The following is a 20,758-nucleotide window of genomic DNA, read 5'->3' on the forward strand; positions in this document are numbered from 1 at the left end:
ACTGTCGTCACCTGCGACCGTCCGCAGCGGGACAACCGATGCTCGACGTCACGGCGATTCGAGTGCGAGGAGACGATAGGGAGATCACCGCTCGTACTGTTCTCCTTCGCGCGTTGGTGGCCTCCGTCACTGCGCTGCGATCGGCGTGTCACGCACCGAGTGCGCGATGTCACACCGCTCGAGCGGTCGCGAGGGTCGTCGCGTGACCGTGATATCTCGATCGGTCACGGGCGATCCCTCGGAGCGGAGAGTGGCGCTTATCAATAGTCGGTAATACGGTTTCTTTATTCAGAGCTGAGTGTGAAACTCGTGGTGAGTATAGGGCAAACAGGTAACGAAGCGACGACCGATTTCTCCTGGAGATAGCAGAAACGACGTGCTGAATACAGAGTATTGAATGCAGAGCGTCTCTAGCGTTCCTGCAAGAAATCGTAGATAAACGCTGGAGAAAGCTTATTAGTGTCGGTGTACCTGAATGAATATGGACGGAGATGGCGGTGGTGGCACAATGGGGGGTCTGCATGGTGATGTAGGAGGGGGTGTAAATGGGGATACGGAAGCTAGAATGGAGAACGCAGACGGAGACTCTAGGACTTCAGCCCTTCAGTCCATGGGATACATAGATAATGGAACTGGGATGGGTCGGAGGGAGGGAGACTCTACGGATGCTGGACATTCAGTTCTCCAGTCAGTCTTACTGATAACAGTAGCAGTATTCGTCGGGGGTTCTCTCCTGTACTTCCTCATAACAGGTATATTGGCTATGTTTGGTGTAACCCTGTAGTGAGCCGTTCCACTCTGGTAACTGTCTGAAGAATACGCTTTCATACCCCGACTCTCAATAACTGCAACCACCGACACCATTTCTGCTGGAATTTTGTGGGATATACGCGCTGTGGGCCTTGTTTAGACGCGTAAGATTCGTGGTGTTAGAGCCTCACGGCTTGCTCGATGTTTCTGACGGCGGCCTTTAAGACGAGCTCTCTGAACTGTCCAAACCACGTTCTAGCCCGCAACGTCTCGCCGAACCGATGTTTCAATGCGAAGAAGATTGCTTCAACGATCGAGCGGCGGTGATAGACGTTCTCGTCGTGGCGAGCGTTGTGCGCCTTGTCAAGTCCATAGAACTCACGATGTTTGATCACTGGGCGGATTCCAGCATCCCTGAGTTCGTGCCGGAGCGCGTCCCAGTCGTAGCTTTTGTCGGCTGTGATCGTGGTTAGCTGTGCCAGATTTCTCGTGAGTACCTGCCGTCCAACTTGGGTGTCATGGGGCTGTTTCATCGAGCAATGAATGTCGAGGATGACGCTAGTATCGCAATCGACGAGCGCCGTCGTCTTGATATCGTCAAAATTGTATCCGACACGGAGGACGTAGTGACGACTGGCTTGATGGCGTTTGAAGCCGGTTGCGTCGATCGCCTGAACGTCGCCGAGCTCGTGCAGCGAGACAGACAGCCGCAGCAACACCCGCCAGATCCGCATTGTGAGATCCTGTTTCCGGGTACAGACGGTTGTGAAATCCGGTAGCTGATCCACCGCAAGGCCGAGTTTTGCCGCGATTCTGGGCATCTCACGCAGAATGTCGAGCAACCGACGGTACGGCTGGTTCAGGTACTCTCGAAGGCAGTGAATCGAGACAATTACCCAGTCAGCATAGCCGCCGTCACCTTTCCTGACCGCCGGTGCTGGCTCGCCAGTGACAGCGTTCTGGGACAAATCGACACATCGGTCGGTAAACCGGGCGAGTTGAGACGGCATACTCGCTGCTTCCTCATTCACCTCCACATAATCCCGGTCAAGACGGCAACTGAGCAGCGTCTAAACGTGGCCCGCGCTGTGTATTCAGCACGGCTCTTCCAATATCATCGGTGACTGAGAGAAGTGCCAGCGTTAGATTCACATCTATGGTTACCGAACCGACCGATTCGCTTTCAGGTATGTTTCTGAATAAAGAAATCGTGCTACTATCTACTGTTATTGGCACTACCTCTGCGTTGCTTCCTGCCGTCGACGTCCAGCGAACGCGGTCATCGATGGTCTCGACAGTTGATCCGATGACGGACCGGGACCGATAAAAACGAGCGACGAAACGCGCTGGACCGAGCCGTCTCTAGCCGTCAGTCGTCTCGTACGTGACGGGCAGTGTCGTGTCTCCGTCGACGTCGATGGTCCGTTCGTCCGACTCGTTCCCATCCACGGTCACGGTGAACGAGTACTCCCCGTCTGCGCGCTCGAACTCGACTTCACCGTTCCCATCGACGCTTTTCCGCTCTTTCCCCTGCAGACTCAGCGATTCCCGCTCGAGCGCGACGGTCGCATTGTCGATCGGGTCACCGTTCCCGTCTCGCACGACGAACGTCACCGTGCTGTCGTCGTCGTTCGAATCATCACTGCTCGAGTCGTCATCTCCGAAGTCGTCGCTCTCTTCCTCGAGCGTTAGCGTGAGCGGCTCGTCGCCGCCGTCGATCTCGACGCTGTCTTCCGCGGACTGGTAGCCGTCCGCGTTCGCGGAAACGCTGTAGTTCCCGTTCTCGACCTCCCACTCGACCTCACCGTCTGCGCCGGTCGTTTTCTCACCGCTGAAGGAGCCATCGTGGCTGACGTCGGCCCCTTCGACCGCGTTGCCGTCCTGATCTTCCACGGTCACGGTCAACGTGTGCGGTCCGTCATCGCCGTCGCTGCTGCTTCCGTCGCTACCATCGTCGCTGTCATCTCCGTCCGTATCGCCATCACCATCGCTACCATCGCTGCTATCTTCGTCCGTATCGCCGTCTCCATCGTCGCTATCGCTGCTCTCCCCGCTGTCGTTATTGCTATCATCGCCGCCATCGCTGTCATCGCCGCCGTCAGTGGTACCGCCATCGCCGCTATCGCCGCTCTCTCCGCTGGTAGCATCGGTTTCGTTCCCGCCGCCGGCGTCCGCAGCGTCGCCGTCCGACGAGTCGATATCGTCGTCAGCCGGTTGGTCCGCGTCGTCGAATCGGTCAGTGACCGACCCGACGGCGCTGCCGACGGAGGCCCCGCTCGCAGCCAGTAACAGCCCGGCCAAGAGAAAGACGATGCCACTGACGGTGAGCAGAATCTGGACACCGCGCTGAATCGATCGGGTCTTCGTCCGCTGTCCTTGGATATTGCGACGCATACTTGAGAAATTGTGATTCGTGATCGGTTATTCTGTGCGCGCCGTCTCGTCTCCGTCCGATACTGCCGCTTTCCGCTGGGTTGCGATCGACCGGCCGGCGGTACCTCTGCTCTCGGTCCCGGACGCTACTGTCGTGAACGCCACGTCGCCCGAGGTGCGCTGCTGGCTGCACCGCCTGTAGCGTTCGGTCACCCACGAGTTCGATCGATCATATGCGAGTGTTTTCATTACGCGGCTCTTTCGCGGTTCGGCGGTTCACTATACGGACGATAAAACCGTTTCAGTACCGAAAACCGTCTGCGACGACGATCACAGTTCGAGCGGGAGAACCGGATAGCGCGCTCGTTATACGGTGTCTATAGCGGGAGAAACGGCGGGAAACACTCCCACTGTATGAAAATGAGCGCACTCGAGAATTTCCCTTCGGTGGGAGTCTCTCCAGTCGATAGCGGTCAGATCTATACCATGTAGTTTCTCTCAGTCTGGATATCGACTGCCAGTCACCCGGACACCATCGCTGATGAGCGAGAGGAGCGGTCCCTCACCGTTCGGACGGTATGGTGACCTGCGGGAGCTGGTTACAACGAGATGATCGACTTCGTAATCAGGCGTTCGGTAACACTATTTTACCCCGTCTGGAGGGGGTCCACCAGTCACCGCTTGACGAGTCGTAAAGCCGGTTTTGGCCGCTCATACGGCCCGTTGATCCGTCACCGAACGTTCAGTCTCCGGGCGGATTTCGAGGGCAGGGCGTGAACAGTCGTCGTGATTTTTCACCGCTCCCGCGGTACACTCGATCGAGAGAGCCATGAGTGAATCGACGACGAACGACCCGGCGACCGGTGAATCGCACACCCGTGATCAGGGCGAACCGGGCGGGCAGAAGTGGTTGAGCGGCTTCGTTTCGCTGATCGGCCTGTGGCTGGCCGCCTCGCCGTTCGTCTACGAGCCGGCGCAGTCCATGCTGTGGAACAACCTGTTGATCGGCGGCGCGATTTTCCTGCTCGCGGGGTACAACTACTACCGGATCAGCAACGGCCATCCGACCAGTACCGGCGTGATGTCGCTCGTCGCCCTGCTCGCTCTGTGGGCGGTCGTCTCCCACTTCGCGATCGACGGCCAGTTCGCGATCGACGGCCTCGAGGTCGCCGGTGCGGGACTGGCCTGGAGTAACATCGTCTCGGGACTCGTCGCCGCTGCGCTGTCGGCGTACATCGCCTATACCGCCGGCCGCGACGTCCCGCGGGGAACGGCCGCCGGAACGCGATAGCGACCGCTCCGCGATCGGTTTTTTTCGTCGCTGCCCGTCGCGATCAGGGGTATCGCTCGGACGGCGCGTCCGACGTGCGTCGCTCGAGCAGATCGAGGACGGGTTCGCTCGCGGCCAGTCGAATTCCCAGTTTGGTGAGCCGATCCCGTATCGCGCCGGGAACGAGCGTGCCGTACAACGATCCGAGCAGGGGGATCGGACCCACGCGGTAGTGCGTGTCGGGATTCGAAACGGTCGCGGCCTCCCGAATCGTCGCGGCGACTCGATCCGGGTCGTTGACGAGCGGACCGCCGCCTTCGACGGCGCGGAGTCGCCGGAGGACGCGATAGAGATCGGTGTACCCCGTCGGACTGACGACGGTCACCTTCCTGCTCGTGTCGCCCCGATTCGCATCCGTCTCTCCGGTGTCGGCGTCGGCTCGCGACGCTGCTCGCGCGGTCGCGGCCGCGTCGTCGACCGCCGTCACGGCGCGGTCGTAGAACGGCGTCCGAACGATTCCGGGTTGCACGACGACGACCTCGACGCCCGAATCGGTCAACTCCTGTCGAAGCGCGTCGCTGAGACTCGCCATCGCCCACTTCGACGCGGTGTAGCCGCCGATCCCCGCGAGCGCGAGCCGATCCGCGGCGCTGGTGACGGTGATGATCCGACCGGCACCGCGCTCGCGCATTCGGGGAAGTACCGCCCGAATCAGTCGATGCGGCCCGAAACAGTGGACGGCGAACTGGCGCTTGAGCAGCCGCGTCGGCACGTCTTCGACCGGGCCGAACTGTCCGTAGCCGGCGTTGTTGACGAGGCAATCGACGCCGCCGGCCTCGTCGCGAATTCGCTCGACGACGCGTTCGATATCGTCGGGCTCGGTCAGGTCGAGCGCGGCGACGTCGGCCCCGCGGTCGGCCAGTCGCTCGAGGCCGTCCCGATCACGGTCTCGAGCGGTCGCATAGACCTGCCAGCCCTCGTCGAGCAGTGCGCGCGCCGTTTCGTAGCCGATGCCGGACGAACAGCCGGTCACGAGTGCGGTTGTCGGCATGGGTCGTGCTACGACGGCACCGAAGAAGGCAGTCCCCAGTTGTCAGACGCGGTCATTTTCACAGCCATCGACGGCTCCGAGAGCGGCCGGTAGTCACCGAGCGCGCGTCCAGCGCGATCAGTCCTCGAACGGGTCGACGTCGTCCGGCGGCCCTCGTTCGTCATCGTTCGGCGGACCCCGTTCGTCATCGTCCGGCGGTCCCCGTTCGACGGCTTCCGATGGTTCTCCTTCGTCGTCGTCCGGTGAGTCGCGGTCGCTCGCTGCCGAGTCGTCCGAATCGTCGACCAGTCCGGCCTCCTCGAGCGCTCGCTCGAGGACGTCGAGTCCGGAGTCGTCGTCCGCATCGTCGGAGTCGTCCGGTTCGGCGGGGTCGTCGGTGTCTGTGGATTCGTCCGATTCGGTGGGGTCGTCTGGTTCGGTGGGCTCGTCTGGTTCGGCGGGCTCATCTGGTTCAGCGGGCTCGTCTGGTTCAGCGGGCTCATCTGGTTCAGCGGGCTCGTCTGGTTCAGCCGGTTCCTCGGCGTCGTCCTCCTCGTCGGAACCGTCATCGACGGCCGGTTCGGAATCAGTCGGCTCCGAGTCGGGTGACGGTTCCGTCGGGCTGCTATCGTCACCGTCGGCGGATGAATCGTCGGTATCGGTTTCAGTGGCGGTCGCGTCGTCGGGCTCGCGTTCGTCGGTCGTCGCGTCCGACTCGACGGCCGACGGGTCATCGTTCTCCACCGCCGCGGACGAATCCGTCTGGTCCGCCCGCAGGTCCGGGGCGAAGACCACCGTGAGGACCCCGAACGCGAGCAAGACGGCCACGATAGTGAGGAGCAGCGCGAACGTCGATGGGAGGTCGTCTCGAAGGCGGGACATTCGACGGATCAACCGTAGACGGCCCGTCTGCTTTGTTACTCTCAGCCCACAGGAAAATGATGTGACACTTACTGACTGATACGGGGACACTTCCGAGAGTATCGGTCCGATTCGGCGGCGGGCCGCGATTTCGGTCTCGGCACGGGACGAATCCCCCGCGGGCGGCCGAACAATGATATGGCCGGCCCACCCAGTAGGAACAACGGACCTCGCCGACAATGACGAGTCATTACGATCACGCGCAGGTACAGGAGTTCTGGCAGTACGTCTGGGAGCGCGACGACGTCTACGCGCTCGATGCCGACGCCACGGATCCGACCTACGTCCTCGGCATGTTTCCCTACACGTCGGGCACGCTCCACATGGGGCACGTCCGCAACTACGCGATTACGGACGCCTACTCGCGCTATCGTCGCATGCGGGGCGACGACGTCCTCCACCCGATGGGGTGGGACGCGTTCGGCCTCCCCGCGGAGAACGCGGCCTTCGACCGAGCGACCGACCCCGAGTCCTGGACGCAGGCGTGTATCCGGCGCATGCGCGAGGAACTCGAGACGATGGGCTTCGGCTATGACTGGTCGCGCGAAATCACTACCTGCGAGCCCGACTACTATCAATGGAACCAGTGGCTGTTCAAGCGACTCTACGAGGCGGGGCTCGTCGAGTACGAGGCGGCGACGGTCAACTGGTGTCCCGACTGCGAGACGGTGCTGGCCGACGCCCAGGTCGTCAATCGCGAGGACGAGCGCAGCGAGTCCTCGGATCAGGCGAGCGGCGAGGACGACCACGGCGAGTCCTCAGACCGGGGGAGCGGCGAAGTCGCGAGCAGCGACGGCGAGCGGGTCTGCTGGCGATGTGAGACGCCCGTCGGTCGGCGCGAACTCGATCAGTGGTTCTTCACGATCACCGACTACGCCGAGGAGCTTCACGAGGGACTGGACGACCTCGAGGGCTGGCCCGACGGCGTCCGCGAAATTCAGCGCAACTGGATCGGTCGGCAGGAAGGGGCACGGATCACGTTTGAAGTGTCCGCTTATGGCGACGCTGACGGTGGCAGTGATGGCGACGGTGACGACGGCGATCGAACCGTCGACGTGTTCAGCACGCGGCCGGAGACGATCTACGGCGCGACCTACCTCGCCGTCTCGCCGGGTCACGAACTGGCGCGGGACTTGGCTGAGGGTAATGATCGCGTCGCCGAGTACGTCGAGACGGTCCGCGAGCGGGACCCCGGCGAAGTCGGGTTTTCGGGCGTCGAGACCGATGCCACCGCAATTCACCCGCTGACCGGCGAGGAACTCCCGGTCTACGTCGCCGGCTACGTCCTCGAGGACGTCGGCACCGGTGCCGTGATGGGCGTCCCCGGCCACAACGAGCGCGACCACTCGTTCGCGCTCGAGCACGACCTACCCGTCGAGCGCGTGATCGTTCCCGACGAGGACCGGGAGTTCGACGTCGAAAGCGAGGCCTACACCGGCGAGGGGGTCCTCGAGAACAGCGGCGAGTACGACGACCTCGAGAGCGAGGCGGCCCGCGATCGGATCGTGGCGGATCACGACGCGCTCGCGGACGACGTCACCTACCGGCTCCGGGACTGGCTGATCTCCCGGCAGCGCTACTGGGGGACGCCGATCCCGGTCGTCCACTGCGACGACTGCGGCCACGTCCTCGTGTCCGACGAGGACCTCCCCGTCGAACTGCCGGAATTCGTCCGGACCACGGGCAACCCGCTTGACGCGGCCGAGGAGTGGAACGAGACGACCTGTCCGGACTGCGGCAGGCCCGCGCGCCGCGAGACGGACACGATGGACACCTTCGTCGACTCCTCGTGGTACTACCTGCGTTTTCTCTCGCCGGACCTCGCGGACGCGCCGTTCGATACGGACGTCGCGAACGACTGGCTGCCGATCGATCTCTACGTCGGCGGCGACGAGCACGCCATCCTCCACCTGCTGTACACTCGCTTCTTCACGAAGGCGCTGGCCGACCTCGACCTCCTCGAGCGGCGAGAGCCGATTCGAGAGCTCATGAGCCAGGGGACGGTGCTCTACGACGGCGAGAAGATGTCCAGTTCGAAGGGCAACGTCGTCACCCCCGAGGAGTACGGCGCGGAGACGACGCGGCTGTTCGTGCTCTCGGCGGCCCACCCCGAACAGGACTTCGAGTGGACCGCCAACAACGTCCGCGGGGCCTACGACCTCCAGCAGACCCTCTACCGAATGGCGGCGGACTTCGTCGAGGAGGGCGATGCGCGCGTCGAGCGGCGGGATCACGACGACTACGTCGCCCGAGAGATCGACCGGACGATCGCCGCGGTCACCGAGGAGTACGAGCGGTTCCGGTTCCACCGGGCCGCCACCGAGATCCGGGAACTCGCCCGCCTGCTCCGGCGCTACCGCGAGTACGACCGCCCGAACGGTGACGTCTACCGCCGCGGCCTGCTGACGCTGGCCGCGCTGATCGTCCCGATGGCACCCCACCTCGGCGAGGAGTGCTGGAACAAACTCCGCGGCGAGGGGCTCGCCGTCGAAGCCGACTGGCCCGAACCCGAACGCGACGCGTCGGCCTACCAGCTCGAGCGCCGGCTGGTCGACCGCACGCTCGAGGACGTCCGAGACATCGTCGACGTCGCCGACATCGACGAGCCGGAGCGGATCGAACTGGTCGTCGCCGCCGAGTGGAAGTACCGGGCTGCCGAGTTGGCAAGCCGGGCTGCCGGCGGGGACGACGGCTCCGATCCCGTCGATTCGATCGTCGAGAGGGTTCTCGCGGACGATTCGCTCGCCGCCCCCGATCGAGAGCGCGTCGCGGCGTTCGCGGGCGAACTCGTCGGGCGCGACGGCGGGGACGGCGGGGAGATGCTCGGCGCGGACCGCGAACTAGCGGTTCTCGATCGGGCGTCCTGGCTCGTCACCGACGAGTTCGGTGCGGCCGTCGCCGTCCGACGGGCGACCGGTGACGACGAACAGGCGGCCAAAGCCCGGCCGGGAAAACCCGCGATTCACATCAGTTAGCGGCCGTCGGTTCTGACTCCTCGTCGGCTCAGCGGCGAGAGTCACGACGGGCTCTCCTCGTCACGCGTGTCGACGGTAGCCCGGAATCTCCGGAAGGACAGTTTTATTCAACCGGATTGGGAAGGGGCAGATACGATGGTGAAGGGTGGCGGTAGCGTCGGCGCGTCGTCCCGTAAAGCACCGAGTCAGGCGGTGATCGAAGCGGTCGCCGACGCGGAAGGCGTTCCGCCGACGGCGGTCTCGCCGCCGGACTACCAATCGCTGCACGCCGTCGTCGATCCGTCGGCGCTCGACGCCCTCTTCGCGGATCGACCCAGCGGCGCGAACAGACCGGGCGGAACCGTCTCGTTTTCCTTCTGTGGCTACGACGTCACCGTCGATCAGGACGCCACGGTGACGCTCGAGGAAGCGACCGAATCGATCGACTGACAGCCTCCGAAGACCGGCCGTGATGTGGTCCTCGCGATTTGCTCGTCACGTGGCGAACGACTCGCCCGAGTCCCGGTCGATCGCGGGTCTCAGACGCGGAGACGGGACGTATCGGACCGCTCCCGGAACAGCAAGCGTGATACGGCGGTGCTCCTAACGTCCGATAATGGCAACCGCTGACGCGAGACGGCGACTCCGGCAGCAGCCGATGGGCGCAACGATCCTTCTGACGATCGTCGGGTACGCGCTAGTGCTCGGGACGTTCCTGCTCGACATCCCGATCTATCCCGATCTGACGAACGCACAGGTCAACCTGCTCTCGCACGCAATCGCGGTCATCAACACGACCGCGACGGTCGTCCTATTGCTCGGCTGGTACTGGATCCGCGCCGGCGAGGTCGAGAAACACCGGCTGGCGATGGTCAGCGGGTTCGCGTTGATCCTCGGCTTCCTGGTCGTCTACCTGCTCAAGGTCGGCGGCGGCGGGACGAAGGAGTTCGTCGGCCCCGACGGCGTCTACTACGCCTATCTCGTCATGCTGGCGATTCACATCATCCTCTCGATCGTCTCGGTGCCGGTCGTCCTCTACGCCCTGATCCTCGGGCTGAGTCATACGCCCGCGGAGCTCCGGGAGACGGCACACGCCAGGGTCGGCCGGATCGCCGCTGCCGCGTGGATCCTGAGCCTCTTCCTCGGTGTCGTCACCTACGTCCTGCTCAACCACGTCTACGCCTACGAGTTCGCGTCGATGATCGCCCCCGTCGTCTTCTAACGCGTCGTACGATCGTTCTCCCGCGTCACGCTCGTCTCCGGTGCCGTTCGCCCGCCAGCGGACCGTCCCGCCGTCGGGACCCTCTCGTCGGCGGGACCCACAAGTTATCCCGTCGCCCGCCGTACCCTCGAGCAACGAATGCAATTCGTCGAAGAAATCGTCGTGGACGAGTTCCTCCCGACCGTGCGGTCGCTGCTCGCCGGCGATCTTCGCGACCGGGGATTCACGCAGAGCGAGGTCGCCGACGTGCTCGGCATCAGCCAGAGCGCCGTCTCGAAGTACGCCCACGGCGACGTGACGGTCAACGATCGCATCGCCAAGGACGAGCGGGTGCTGGAACTCGTCGACGAGCTCGGCACCGGACTGGCGGCCGGCGAGATCTCGCCGGTCCAAGCGCTCATCGAGATCGAGGTCCTGATCCGCGACCTCGAGGCCGGCGGGGACCTGCTCGCCCAGCTCCACGAGGAGGCCGTGCCGGAACTCGCCGATCACGGCTCGAGCTTCCGCGTCCACGACCCCGAGAGCGATCTCCGGACCAGCGAGCGTGTCCTCTCGTCGCTCCGGCGCGGCCTGGGGATGCTCGAGACCGCCAGTGGCTTCACGAGCCTGATCCCCGCGGTCGGCTCGAATCTGGTCGCCTGCACGCCCGACGCGGAAGACGTCGACGACGTCGCGGGCGTCCCCGGCCGGATTTTCGACGTCAAAGGGCGCGCGACGGTCCCCGCGGACCCCGAGTTCGGCGTCTCCGAGCACGTCGCGCGAGTGCTGCTGGCCGCCCGCCGCCACGGCGCGGACGCCTCGGCGGCCATCAACATCACGTACGACCCGGAGCTGGTCGACGAACTGACCGACCGAGGCCACGTGGCCGTCGAGTTCGACGAGTCCGGCGACGTCGCCTCGAGCGTCGGCGCGGCGATCGAAGACGAGCCCGAAGCGACGGTGTTGTACCAGACCGGCGGCATGGGGATCGAGGCGCTGATCTACGTCCTCGGCCCGGACGCGGAGTCGGTCGCGGACACGCTCCGGACGCTCATCTGAACGGACGGCACGCGACAGCGAAGACGCCAATGACGGAATCAGCACAGGAGTTCTACGGCCGCTGGGCGCGCCTCTACGATCTAATCGCGCGACGAACGCCGGGTATCGCGGGTCTCCGCGAACGGGCGGCCGCCGCTTGCCGCCTCGAGCCCGGCGATACGGTCGTCGAGATGGGCTGTGGGACGGGCGCGAACCTCCCCGTCCTCCGCGAGCGGGTCGGCTCCGAGGGGACCGTGATCGGGATCGACTTCACGCGGCCGGTGCTCGAGCGAGCGCGAGCGGCCACCGCGGATTACGACAACGTCCACGTCCTGCAGGGGGACGCGACACAGCCGCCGGTCGGTGGGAGCGGTGAGACCGGACTGCCGGACGCGACCGGCGACGGTATCGACGCCGTGCTCGCGACGTTCGTCGTCGGCATGCTCGCCGATCCGGCGGGCGCGGTCGACGACTGGTGTGATCTCGTCGGACCCGACGGGACCGTCGTCCTCGCCAACGCCGCCCGAAGCGAGGAGTGGTATGCCCCGCCGGTCAACGCCGTCTTTCGGGCGATCGTCGTCCTCTCGACGCCGCCGACGACGCGGCTCCGTTACGAGAGCGACCCGCACGTTCGACTCGACGAGAAGATCGACGCCGCTCACGCTCGCCTCCGCGAGCGCGCGGCCGCCGTCGCCGACGAGACCCACGTGTTCGGCGTCGTCCGGCTTACCGGCGGGGCGATACCGTAGGGACAGCCGGTTCAGCCGGGCGATACCGTAGGGACAGCCGGTTCAGCCGGGCGTGAATCGACGTTTCGCGGCGGCTATCGACGGTTACGCGGGCGCTTCGACGTCGCCGTACTCGCTGAGCCGACGGCGGACGTCGGCCGGGATCGGGGCCGGTCGCTCGGTCTCGTGATCGACGTGGACGATCGTCGTCTCGGCCGTCGAGGCGACCGCGCCGTCGACGCGAATCTCGTACGCCATGGTACAGCTCGAGTCGCCGAGCTCCGCGACCGAGAGGGCCACCACCGGCTCGTCGCCGTAGGTGATCGGTCGATCGTAGGAGATCTCGAGGGACGCGACCACGAAGGCGAGGTCCTCCTCGGGCATCCCCAGGACCTCCTCGATGTAGGCGATCCGGGCGACCTCGAGGTAGCTCGCGTAGACGGCGTGATTGACGTGATCCAACGGATCGAGGTCGCGAAAGCGGACCGGAACCTCGTGGGTAAACTCTTTACTCATTGTGTGTTGTCGAACGTGACTCGCACGAAAGTACGCACCGGTTCGCCGTCCCCTCACCGGGTCAGGACCGGGCGTACAGATCGGCGTGGGCAGGACAGAACGCGGGGTCACGAAGTTGCGCGTCGATCAGTTCTTCCTGCCGGTGGGCGTTGAAGAGTCGACACGCCTCGCGGTCACAGAACGCCTCCCCGGTCTCGAGGTAGTGGTAGCCCTGCAGGACGTACCCCTTCAGCGCGTCCGTGGTCCGCGGATCGTCCTCGATCAGGAAGTCGCCCTCGACCTGATTCTCGAGGACCTCCCGCGGCGGCGCGTCGCCGGAGAGGAGGGCGTGGCGTTGCTTTTCCTTGTAGTAGGCTTCGGGTTTGGCGGGTGCCTCGTAGAGTCCGGGCACCGAAACCAGCGCCGGCTGTCCGAGGACGGTCACGCGCTTGTGCCAGCGGCCGTCGTGGTCGCCCCACGTCCCGATCGCGCGATCGAGGATCGGAACGTGCAGCGTCTCGAGCCCCCGTTCTTCCTCGGGGAGCGCGGCGTTGAGCGCCCGCTGGACCTGTACGCCGTCGTAGAGGACGCCGCCTTCGCGTTCGGGGTTCTCGAGGGCGCGTTCCTCGTAGCGGATCGTCCCGAGCATCGTGTTGCCCGTCTCGCGCTCGTACGGTGACGGGACTCGCGCCTCGGCGAACCGCTCGGGGAGGTCGTCCGTGCGGTGGACGTCGAGAAAACGGTCGCGAACCGATACCGATGCGTCGATCCGAGCCTCGAGCCAGTCGCCGATCGCGTCGATGTCGGCGACGGTCGAGGGGGCGCGATAGCAGACGACTTCGTCGACCATGTATAACCTAGTCGTACCACCAGGTGAAACGCTTGCGGTCGCGGATCGAAACGGACGGCGGAGCGGCGCGTGTGCCAGACGAACGACGCGATGCGACGGGCTCAGTTTCGGTTCGGTTTCGCCGTCGAGAGGATCGGCTGCGATCGGGACGTCGCGGCCGGGTTCGCCGTCGAGGACGACGGTCCCGGATCCCGTCGAGAGCGACGACTGGGATACCGCGAGGAATCCCTGACACGAGATGCCCGACGACGGCCGGCCCGACGACTGATCGTGCGTCAGACGGTCGAAAAACGCGGTATTTGCGGGCGCGATCAGTCGTCCGCCGGCGTCGCCGCGCGCGAGGTGATGTCGACCGGTTCGGCGTCGATCTCGAGTTCGTCGAGCGCTTCCTGGGCGGCGCGTTTGCCGGAGACGAGCATGGCGCCGAAGGTCGGCCCCATTCGCGGGAGACCGTAGGTGGTCGCGGTGGCCATCCCGGTAGCGATCAGGCCGTCGTGGACGAGACCGGTGTGTTCGACGACGGCGTCCTCGCTCTTGCCGACCCACATCGAGTCGTGGCCGGGCGAGTCGTGGCCGGGCGCGCCGTACGTGTCGTCGCCGGTGCTGTCCATCCCGGTTGCCGCTTCCTCGGCGTCGCCGATTCCCGGCGCGTCGAGGACGCCGCGCTCGTCGAGTTTCTTGACGGCCATCGCCTCGTGGCCGGTCGCGTCGATGACCAGATCGGCCTCGACGGCGATCGGGTCGACGCAGGTGATCTCACGCGGGAGCGCGTGGACCGGCGTCCAGTTCATGACGATGCCGCCGACGCGGTGGTCCTCGCGGATGACGATGTCCGTGAACTCGGTCATGTTCTGCATCTTCGCGCCGGCGTCGCAGGCGGCCTTGATCAGCCCGGAACAGGCCTCGGGACCGTTCGCGACGTAGAGCCCCTCGCTGTCCTGGGACTGCTTGTGCGAGACGTCGAGTTCGTCGAGGATCTGCTGGGCGGGGTCGCGGACGGTCACCTTGTTCATCAGGAAGCCGCCGAGCCAGAAGCCGCCGCCGAGGTAGTTGTTCTTCTCGACGACCATGACTTTGACACCGCGCTCGGCGAGTTCCTTTGCGGCCGTCAGCCCCGAGGGGCCACCGCCCACGATGATGACGTCCGAGTCCGAGAAGTCCATGAACTCCTCGGTCCACTCCTGTCCGATCGCACGGGTGACGTCGGCTTCGCCGACCTGACTGAACTGCTCGAATTCGCTCATACAACTAAGTAGTACCACCAAGTAGTTATAAGTCTGTCGTAGCTAGAATTCGTGCTATAATCATCTTTCGTGGGGCTCTCGTGGGAAAATACGCGCTTCGGGCGAGACGGCCGTATCACGGCCGCGACTCGAGCAGCGACCGAACGCGGGGAGTCGCGCGGCTCAGTCGTCGACGAAATCCGTCTCGCTCTCGCCGCCAGTGGTCGGCTCCCCTCGAGAATCGCCGCCGCCCGGAGTCCGGGTATCGCTCCCGTCAATGACGCCCTCGGTCCACGTCCCGAGTCGGAACCAGGCGACGGCCACGACGAAGGCGGCGATCATGCCGACGGCGAAGGCCCACCAGATCCCCGCGACGCCCCACTCGAGGGCGGCGACCGTCACGCCGATTCCGGGGATCGTCACGGACCACGAAAAGGCGAGGACGACGACGAGGGGGATCCGGAAGACCCACCGCGAGAGGATCGAGAGGACCATGGCCTCGCGGGTGTTCCCGGCTCCGCGGAACGCGCCCTGGATGACCATCACGCCGGCGAACAGCGCCCAGAACGGCGCGGTGATTCGCAGGAAGTCGATGCCCTCGGTGACGACGGCGGGATCGGTGACGAACAGTCGCATGGCCGCCGCCGGGAACGCGAACAGGACGGCCGCGACGGCGAAGATGCAGACCATCGTCGCCGCGGTGGCCGTTCGCGCGACGGCGACCGCTCGATCGGGCGTCTCCGCGCCGAGGTTCTGCCCGACGCCGGTCGCCGTCGCTTGGCCGACGGCCCCGGCGACGGCCCACGTGACCGACATCAGTCGGATGCCAATTCCGTACGCCGCAGTGGGTGCGGCCCCGAACCGGGCGACGAACCCGGCCATCGCTACCGCCGCGAAGCTGCGCGCCCAGCCGTCGAACGTGGCCGGATAACCGATGTCGACCAGTCGCTTCAGGAGCGCGAAATCGGGCGCGAGATCGCCGGGGCGGAGCCGAACGCCGAACCGCCCGTCCAATAGGATGGCGATCCCTGCGGCGGTCGCGAGCCCGCGCGAGAGGAACGTCGCGATGGCCGCTCCTCGAGTCCCCATCGCGGGAAACGGGCCCCAGCCGAGGACGAGGAAGGGATCGAAGACGACGTTGAGCCCCGCCGAGACGAACACGAGCCACATCGCCGTCTTCGTGTCGCCTGCGCCCTGCAGCGAGGCACGAAAGGCGAAGAAGAGAAAGGTGAACGGCAAGGCGAGGAAGATGATCTCGATATAGACCAGCGCCTCGACGAACACCTGTCCGCGAGCGCCGATCAGGGAGAGCAGCGGTCGCCGGGCGGCGTATCCGAGGACGGCGAGGACGCTCGAGACGGCCATCGTAAGCAGGATCGTCTGGGCGACGACCCGGTCTGCCATCCGGTCGTCGCCGGCGCCGACGTACTGGGAGACCAGGGCAATGGTGGCGGCGGTGATCCCCATCGCTGTCGAGACGAACAGCCAAGAGAGGGGAAACATCAGGGAGACGGCGGCGACGGCGTCGCTGCTCACGCGGCCGACCCAGAACATATCGGCGAGGTTGTAGACGGTCTGGAGCAGGTTCCCCAGGACGAGCGGCCACGCGAGGCGAAGGAGTTTGGGGGAGATCGCCCCCGACGTCATGTCGACGCGCTTGCGGTCCCGATCCGTCGCTGCCACGAGTGACTCTCGGTGGACTCTCGCTCGGGCGCGATAAAAGGCCTCGGCTCGCTGGCGCGGGTTGCCGGCACTCGTACGCGATCAGTCACTGCGATGGACACGGGCAGAAACCGTTAGCCGTCGCTCGAGCGGTCAGCGAACGGCTCACACTGACAGTGAATTTCCGAATTTTCCACACTGGGTTACTATGCGCCTTCGTGTCGTCGGTCCGACGAGAACGATGGTAGCTAGCAATCACCAACGGTTCGAACCGAACCGACGGCGCGTTCTCGGGGGGCTTGGAACCGGGATTGTGGGAGCAATTGGCGGCTGCGTCGACGACGTGACGGCCGACGACGAACGCGAGCCGACCTTCGATCACCCAGATACCGTCCCCATCGACGACCCGTTCACGCTCGAGATCGGCGGACTACCGACGGATACCGACGTCGAGGTCGTCGCGACAGTCGAGGACGGCCGCGGTGTGTCTTGGTCGGCGAGCGCAACGTACGACGTGACGGATGGAACGATCGATCTCGATGCCGATGTTCCGATAGCGGGCGATTACGACGTGGCCGACACCATGCGATTGATTCAGCACATGGAACCGGCGACCGATAGCCGAGCGCCGTACGTTCCGCGACCGGAGGAACGCCTCTCCGTGGAGGTGGCCACCGACGAGGCCGTCGTCGGCTCGACGACGGTCACGCGACCCTTCGGGGACCCCGGCGTCACCGCTACCGAATTCGATCACGAGCGGCTCGTCGGCGAGGTCTTCGAACCACCGGGAACGGAACCCGCGCCCGCCGTCGTCGCGCTGCACGGATCCAGAGGCGAACCGGCGACCGGGATGGCACGGCTGCTCGCGTCGAACGGATTCGTCGCGCTCGCGCTCCAGTATTTCGGCGCCGACGGGCTACCGTCGGAACTCGTCGAGGTACCGGTCGAGTTCGTCGACGAGGCGGCGTCGTGGCTCCTCGAGCACGAGCGGGTCGCGGGCTCGCAGGTCGGTCTCATCGGCGGCTCCAAGGGCGGGGAACTCGCGCTGCTGGCCGGGAGTCAGTTCGACTCGATCGGTGCCGTCGTCGGGATCAGCGCGAGCGGCGTCGCCTGGGAAGGGGTCTCGATGACGGACGTCTCTCCCGGCCCGTCTTGGACGCTCGAGGGCGAACCCGTTCCGTACGTCCCGTACGCCGACGATCCGTCCGTTCGGGACCGGAGCCCGCCCTTCGAATTCGAACCGCTGTACGTTGCATCGTTCGATGCGGCGTCCGACGAAGAGATCGACGACGCGACGATCCCCGTCGAGGAGATCGACGGTCCCGTGTTACTCGTTTCCGGCGGTGCAGACAGGCTGTGGAACGCCGTCGAACTGTCGGCGGTCGCGATCGACCGACTCGAGGCCCACGGCGACGACGCTGAGTACGACCATCTGGTCTTCGAGGATGCGGGCCACGCGATCCAATTTCCCTACGTGCCGACCGCAAATCGGCGCGTGATTCGGCCGTACGTGCTCGGCGGGACACCAGCGGGATACGCGGAAGCGGACGCCGAGCACTGGCCGCGGGCGCTCGAGACGTTGCGACGACGGGAGCGTTCGTAAGCGTTTGACGAACGCGCGCGACGCCTGCGTGAGCCCGCGACCGCACGCACACCCGCGCTGTCTGTCGGTTTTGGCGAAAACGTTATCAACAACTCACTCGTACCGGGCCACGATGAACGACACTCGTCCGCGACCACGGAGACCGGACGCTCGAGAAGCGGGAGGTGGTCCCCGGTGGAGCTGATCATCACGGAGAAGGACAACGCGGCCCGCCGGATCGCCGACATCCTGAGCGGCGGGACCTACGACTCGAGTCGCGAGAACGGAGTCAACGTCTACGAGTGGGGCGGAAAGCGCTGCGTGGGGCTGTCGGGCCACGTCGTCGGCGTCGACTTCCCCTCCGAATACTCCGACTGGCGGGACGTCGAGCCGGTCGAGTTGATCGACGCGAACGTCGAGAAGACGGCGACGAAGGAGAACATCGTCGCGACGTTGCGATTGCTGTCCCGGCGCGCACAGCGCGTGACGATCGCGACCGACTACGACCGCGAGGGCGAACTGATCGGCAAGGAGGCCTACGATATCGTCCGCAACGTCGACGAGGACGTGCCGATTCGCCGGGTTCGGTTCTCCTCGATCACGGAAAACGAGGTCCAGAGCGCGTTCGACGAACCCGACGAACTCGACTTCGATCTCGCGGCCGCCGGCGAGGCCCGCCAGATCATCGACCTGATTTGGGGGGCTGCGCTCACCCGCTATCTCTCCCTGTCGGCGGGCCAACTCGGCGACGACTTCATCTCCGTCGGCCGGGTGCAGTCGCCGACCCTCAAACTGATCGTCGACCGCGAGCGCGAGATTCAGGCCTTCGAGCCCGAGGACTACTGGGAGCTGTTCGCGGATCTGACGAAGGACGAGACGGCCTTCGAAGCGCAGTACTTCTACCGCGACGAGGACGACAACGAGGCCGAACGCGTCTGGGAGGAGGCCACCGCGGACGAGGTCTACGAGACGCTCGCCGACCGCGATGCCGCAACGGTCGTCGACGTCAACCGGCGGACCCGCACCGACACGCCGCCGGAGCCGTTCAACACGACCCAGTTCATCCGCGCGGCGGGCGCCATCGGCTACTCGGCCAAGCGAGCGATGTCGATCGCCGAGGACCTCTACACCGCCGGCTACATCACCTATCCGCGGACCGACAACACCGTCTACCCCGACGATCTCGACCCCGAGGAACTCTTAGACGAGTTCGTCAGCCATCCGTCGCTCGGCGAGAGCGCCGAGTCGCTGCTCGAGGCCGACGAGATCGTCCCCACCGAGGGCGACGAGGAGACGACCGACCACCCGCCGATTCACCCGACGGGCGAGATCCCGAGCCGCGGCGGCGACGTCAGCGACGACGAGTGGGAGGTCTACGAGCTCGTTGTCCGGCGGTTCTACGCGACCGTCGCCGACGCCGCGGTCTGGGAACACCTCAAGGTCGTCGCCGAAGTCGACGATCACCGGCTCAAGTCCAACGGCAAGCGCCTCGTCGAGCCCGGCTACCACGACGTCTATCCGTACTTCAGTACGACGGAGAACTACGTCCCCGACGTCGACGAGGGCGAGGAACTGGCGCTCTCCGACGTCGAACTCGAGGACAAACAGACCCAGCCACCGCGGCGATACGGCCAGTCGCGGCTCATCGAGACGATGGAGGACATGGGGATCGGCACGAAGTCGACGCGTCACAACACCCTCGAGAAGCTGTACGATCGGGGCTACATCGAGAGCGATCCGCCGCGGCCGACGAAGCTCGCGATGGCCGTCGTCGACGCGGCCGAGAACTACGCCGACCGGATCGTCAGCGAGGAGATGACCGCCCAGCTCGAGGCCGACATGGACGCCATCGCCAGCGGCGAGGCCACCCTCGACGACGTCACCGATGAGTCCCGGGAGATGCTCGAGGAGATCTTCGCGAACCTCGCCGACTCGCGCGACGAGATCGGCGACCACCTCCGCAAGTCGCTGAAAGACGACAAGCGGCTGGGGCCGTGTCCCGAGTGCGGCGAGGACCTGCTCGTGCGCCGGAGCCGCCACGGCTCGTACTTCATCGGCTGCGACGGCTACCCCGACTGCGAGAACACGCTGCCGCTGCCCTCGACCGGCAAGCCGCTCATCCTCGAGGAGGAGTGCGAGGAGCACGGCCTGAACGAGGTCAAGATGCTCGCGGGCCGGCAGACGTTCGTCCACGGCTGTCCGCTCTGTAAGGCCGAGGACGCCGGCGAGGGGCCGGTGCTGGGCGACTGTCCGGACTGCGGCGAGGAACACGGGGGCGAGTTGGCGGTCAAGACCCTCCAGAGCGGCTCCCGGCTGGTCGGCTGTACGCGCTACCCCGACTGCGAGTACTCGCTGCCCCTGCCCCGGCGGGGCGATATCGAGGTCACCGACGAGCACTGCGACGAACACGAACTCCCCGAGATCGTCGTCCACAGCGGCGACGAGCCCTGGGAACTGGGTTGTCCAATCTGTAACTATCAGGAGTTCCAGGCCCGCGAGAGCGAGTCGGGCTCGGACCTCGAGGCGCTCGACGGGGTCGGCGCGAAGACCGTCGAGAAGCTCGCCGACGCGGGGATCGAGGACCTCGAGGACCTGACCGAGGCCGATCCCGACACCGTCGCGTCGGACGTCGAGGGCGTCAGCGCCGATCGCATCCGGAGCTGGCAGGCGAAGGCGTAGGA

At 65.4% G+C, this 20,758-nt stretch carries 17 protein-coding genes; 9 read left to right on the plus strand and 8 right to left on the minus strand.

Annotated features, from left to right (window positions below; genetic code table 11):
- Positions 1-481: 481 nt before the first annotated feature.
- A complete protein-coding gene (locus LDH66_RS13030) occupies positions 482-784 on the plus strand; it encodes a hypothetical protein (RefSeq protein WP_226481503.1) in 303 nt (100 codons plus the stop codon).
- Positions 785-929: 145 nt separating this feature from the next.
- Here the strand turns inward: LDH66_RS13030 and LDH66_RS13035 are convergent, their stop codons facing one another.
- Both LDH66_RS13035 and LDH66_RS13040 read right to left on the minus strand, forming a co-directional pair.
- Positions 930-1,760, minus strand: coding sequence for an IS5 family transposase (locus LDH66_RS13035; RefSeq protein WP_226481504.1), 831 nt, complete (start codon positions 1,758-1,760; stop codon positions 930-932).
- Between the two features lie 352 nt (positions 1,761-2,112).
- On the minus strand, positions 2,113-3,144 hold the full coding sequence (locus LDH66_RS13040) for a carboxypeptidase regulatory-like domain-containing protein (protein ID WP_226481505.1): 1,032 nt from the start codon (positions 3,142-3,144) through the stop codon (positions 2,113-2,115).
- 808 nt (positions 3,145-3,952) lie between these two features.
- On the opposite strand from LDH66_RS13040, the gene LDH66_RS13045 reads away from it, so the two are divergent.
- Positions 3,953-4,414 (plus strand): SPW repeat protein, encoded by a 462-nt coding sequence (locus LDH66_RS13045; RefSeq protein ID WP_226481506.1) that lies wholly within the window; start codon positions 3,953-3,955, stop codon positions 4,412-4,414.
- A gap of 43 nt (positions 4,415-4,457) precedes the next feature.
- On the opposite strand, the gene LDH66_RS13050 is transcribed toward LDH66_RS13045, so the two are convergent.
- Complete coding sequence (locus LDH66_RS13050; protein ID WP_226481507.1) at positions 4,458-5,444, minus strand: SDR family oxidoreductase; 987 nt, start codon at positions 5,442-5,444, stop codon at positions 4,458-4,460.
- Positions 5,445-5,561: 117 nt separating this feature from the next.
- The gene (locus tag LDH66_RS13055) at positions 5,562-6,305 is read right to left on the minus strand and encodes a cell surface protein (RefSeq protein ID WP_226481508.1); all 744 of its coding nucleotides are present in this window, start codon (positions 6,303-6,305) and stop codon (positions 5,562-5,564) included.
- A gap of 218 nt (positions 6,306-6,523) precedes the next feature.
- Between LDH66_RS13055 and leuS the strand changes: the two genes are divergently transcribed.
- The 5 genes from leuS (at position 6,524) to LDH66_RS13080 (ending at position 12,286) form a co-directional block, all read left to right on the plus strand.
- Entirely contained in the window at positions 6,524-9,319 is a 2,796-nt protein-coding gene (leuS, locus tag LDH66_RS13060; RefSeq protein WP_226481509.1) for a leucine--tRNA ligase, read from the plus strand.
- Between the two features lie 135 nt (positions 9,320-9,454).
- Positions 9,455-9,748 (plus strand): HalOD1 output domain-containing protein, encoded by a 294-nt coding sequence (locus LDH66_RS13065; protein ID WP_226481510.1) that lies wholly within the window; start codon positions 9,455-9,457, stop codon positions 9,746-9,748.
- A 166-nt stretch (positions 9,749-9,914) separates the two neighbouring features.
- Positions 9,915-10,520 (plus strand): DUF420 domain-containing protein, encoded by a 606-nt coding sequence (locus tag LDH66_RS13070; protein WP_226481511.1) that lies wholly within the window; start codon positions 9,915-9,917, stop codon positions 10,518-10,520.
- Between the two features lie 138 nt (positions 10,521-10,658).
- Positions 10,659-11,558, plus strand: a complete 900-nt coding sequence (locus LDH66_RS13075; protein WP_226481512.1) for a thiamine-phosphate synthase family protein — start codon at positions 10,659-10,661, stop codon at positions 11,556-11,558.
- Between the two features lie 29 nt (positions 11,559-11,587).
- The gene (locus LDH66_RS13080) at positions 11,588-12,286 is read left to right on the plus strand and encodes a class I SAM-dependent methyltransferase (protein ID WP_226481513.1); all 699 of its coding nucleotides are present in this window, start codon (positions 11,588-11,590) and stop codon (positions 12,284-12,286) included.
- A gap of 84 nt (positions 12,287-12,370) precedes the next feature.
- Here LDH66_RS13080 and LDH66_RS13085 read toward each other — a convergent pair whose 3' ends face one another.
- The 4 genes from LDH66_RS13085 to LDH66_RS13100 form a co-directional block, all read right to left on the minus strand.
- Positions 12,371-12,781 (minus strand): acyl-CoA thioesterase, encoded by a 411-nt coding sequence (locus tag LDH66_RS13085; protein WP_226481514.1) that lies wholly within the window; start codon positions 12,779-12,781, stop codon positions 12,371-12,373.
- A 61-nt stretch (positions 12,782-12,842) separates the two neighbouring features.
- The gene (locus LDH66_RS13090) at positions 12,843-13,610 is read right to left on the minus strand and encodes a DUF7001 family protein (protein ID WP_226481515.1); all 768 of its coding nucleotides are present in this window, start codon (positions 13,608-13,610) and stop codon (positions 12,843-12,845) included.
- Positions 13,611-13,921: 311 nt separating this feature from the next.
- The gene (locus tag LDH66_RS13095; protein WP_226481516.1) at positions 13,922-14,854 is read right to left on the minus strand and encodes a sulfide-dependent adenosine diphosphate thiazole synthase; all 933 of its coding nucleotides are present in this window, start codon (positions 14,852-14,854) and stop codon (positions 13,922-13,924) included.
- A gap of 162 nt (positions 14,855-15,016) precedes the next feature.
- A complete protein-coding gene (locus LDH66_RS13100; protein ID WP_264182479.1) occupies positions 15,017-16,480 on the minus strand; it encodes an MATE family efflux transporter in 1,464 nt (487 codons plus the stop codon).
- Between the two features lie 328 nt (positions 16,481-16,808).
- Between LDH66_RS13100 and LDH66_RS13105 the strand changes: the two genes are divergently transcribed.
- Both LDH66_RS13105 and LDH66_RS13110 read left to right on the plus strand, forming a co-directional pair.
- Entirely contained in the window at positions 16,809-18,098 is a 1,290-nt protein-coding gene (locus tag LDH66_RS13105) for an acyl-CoA thioesterase/bile acid-CoA:amino acid N-acyltransferase family protein (RefSeq protein ID WP_226481518.1), read from the plus strand.
- A gap of 174 nt (positions 18,099-18,272) precedes the next feature.
- Positions 18,273-20,756: a DNA topoisomerase I gene (locus tag LDH66_RS13110; RefSeq protein ID WP_226481519.1), complete on the plus strand. Its 2,484-nt coding sequence runs from the start codon at positions 18,273-18,275 to the stop codon at positions 20,754-20,756.
- Positions 20,757-20,758 lie beyond the last annotated feature (2 nt).

Source organism: Natrinema amylolyticum (assembly GCF_020515625.1).
Lineage (GTDB): Archaea > Halobacteriota > Halobacteria > Halobacteriales > Natrialbaceae > Natrinema > Natrinema amylolyticum.

Coding starts and splice junctions, on each gene's coding strand:
- LDH66_RS13030 (WP_226481503.1), top strand. CDS start 482: ATGGACGGAGATGGCGGTGGTGGCACAATGGGGGGTCTGCATGGTGAT.
- LDH66_RS13035 (WP_226481504.1), bottom strand. CDS start 1,760: ATGCCGTCTCAACTCGCCCGGTTTACCGACCGATGTGTCGATTTGTCC.
- LDH66_RS13040 (WP_226481505.1), bottom strand. CDS start 3,144: ATGCGTCGCAATATCCAAGGACAGCGGACGAAGACCCGATCGATTCAG.
- LDH66_RS13045 (WP_226481506.1), top strand. CDS start 3,953: ATGAGTGAATCGACGACGAACGACCCGGCGACCGGTGAATCGCACACC.
- LDH66_RS13050 (WP_226481507.1), bottom strand. CDS start 5,444: ATGCCGACAACCGCACTCGTGACCGGCTGTTCGTCCGGCATCGGCTAC.
- LDH66_RS13055 (WP_226481508.1), bottom strand. CDS start 6,305: ATGTCCCGCCTTCGAGACGACCTCCCATCGACGTTCGCGCTGCTCCTC.
- leuS (WP_226481509.1), top strand. CDS start 6,524: ATGACGAGTCATTACGATCACGCGCAGGTACAGGAGTTCTGGCAGTAC.
- LDH66_RS13065 (WP_226481510.1), top strand. CDS start 9,455: ATGGTGAAGGGTGGCGGTAGCGTCGGCGCGTCGTCCCGTAAAGCACCG.
- LDH66_RS13070 (WP_226481511.1), top strand. CDS start 9,915: ATGGCAACCGCTGACGCGAGACGGCGACTCCGGCAGCAGCCGATGGGC.
- LDH66_RS13075 (WP_226481512.1), top strand. CDS start 10,659: ATGCAATTCGTCGAAGAAATCGTCGTGGACGAGTTCCTCCCGACCGTG.
- LDH66_RS13080 (WP_226481513.1), top strand. CDS start 11,588: ATGACGGAATCAGCACAGGAGTTCTACGGCCGCTGGGCGCGCCTCTAC.
- LDH66_RS13085 (WP_226481514.1), bottom strand. CDS start 12,781: ATGAGTAAAGAGTTTACCCACGAGGTTCCGGTCCGCTTTCGCGACCTC.
- LDH66_RS13090 (WP_226481515.1), bottom strand. CDS start 13,610: ATGGTCGACGAAGTCGTCTGCTATCGCGCCCCCTCGACCGTCGCCGAC.
- LDH66_RS13095 (WP_226481516.1), bottom strand. CDS start 14,854: ATGAGCGAATTCGAGCAGTTCAGTCAGGTCGGCGAAGCCGACGTCACC.
- LDH66_RS13100 (WP_264182479.1), bottom strand. CDS start 16,480: ATGACGTCGGGGGCGATCTCCCCCAAACTCCTTCGCCTCGCGTGGCCG.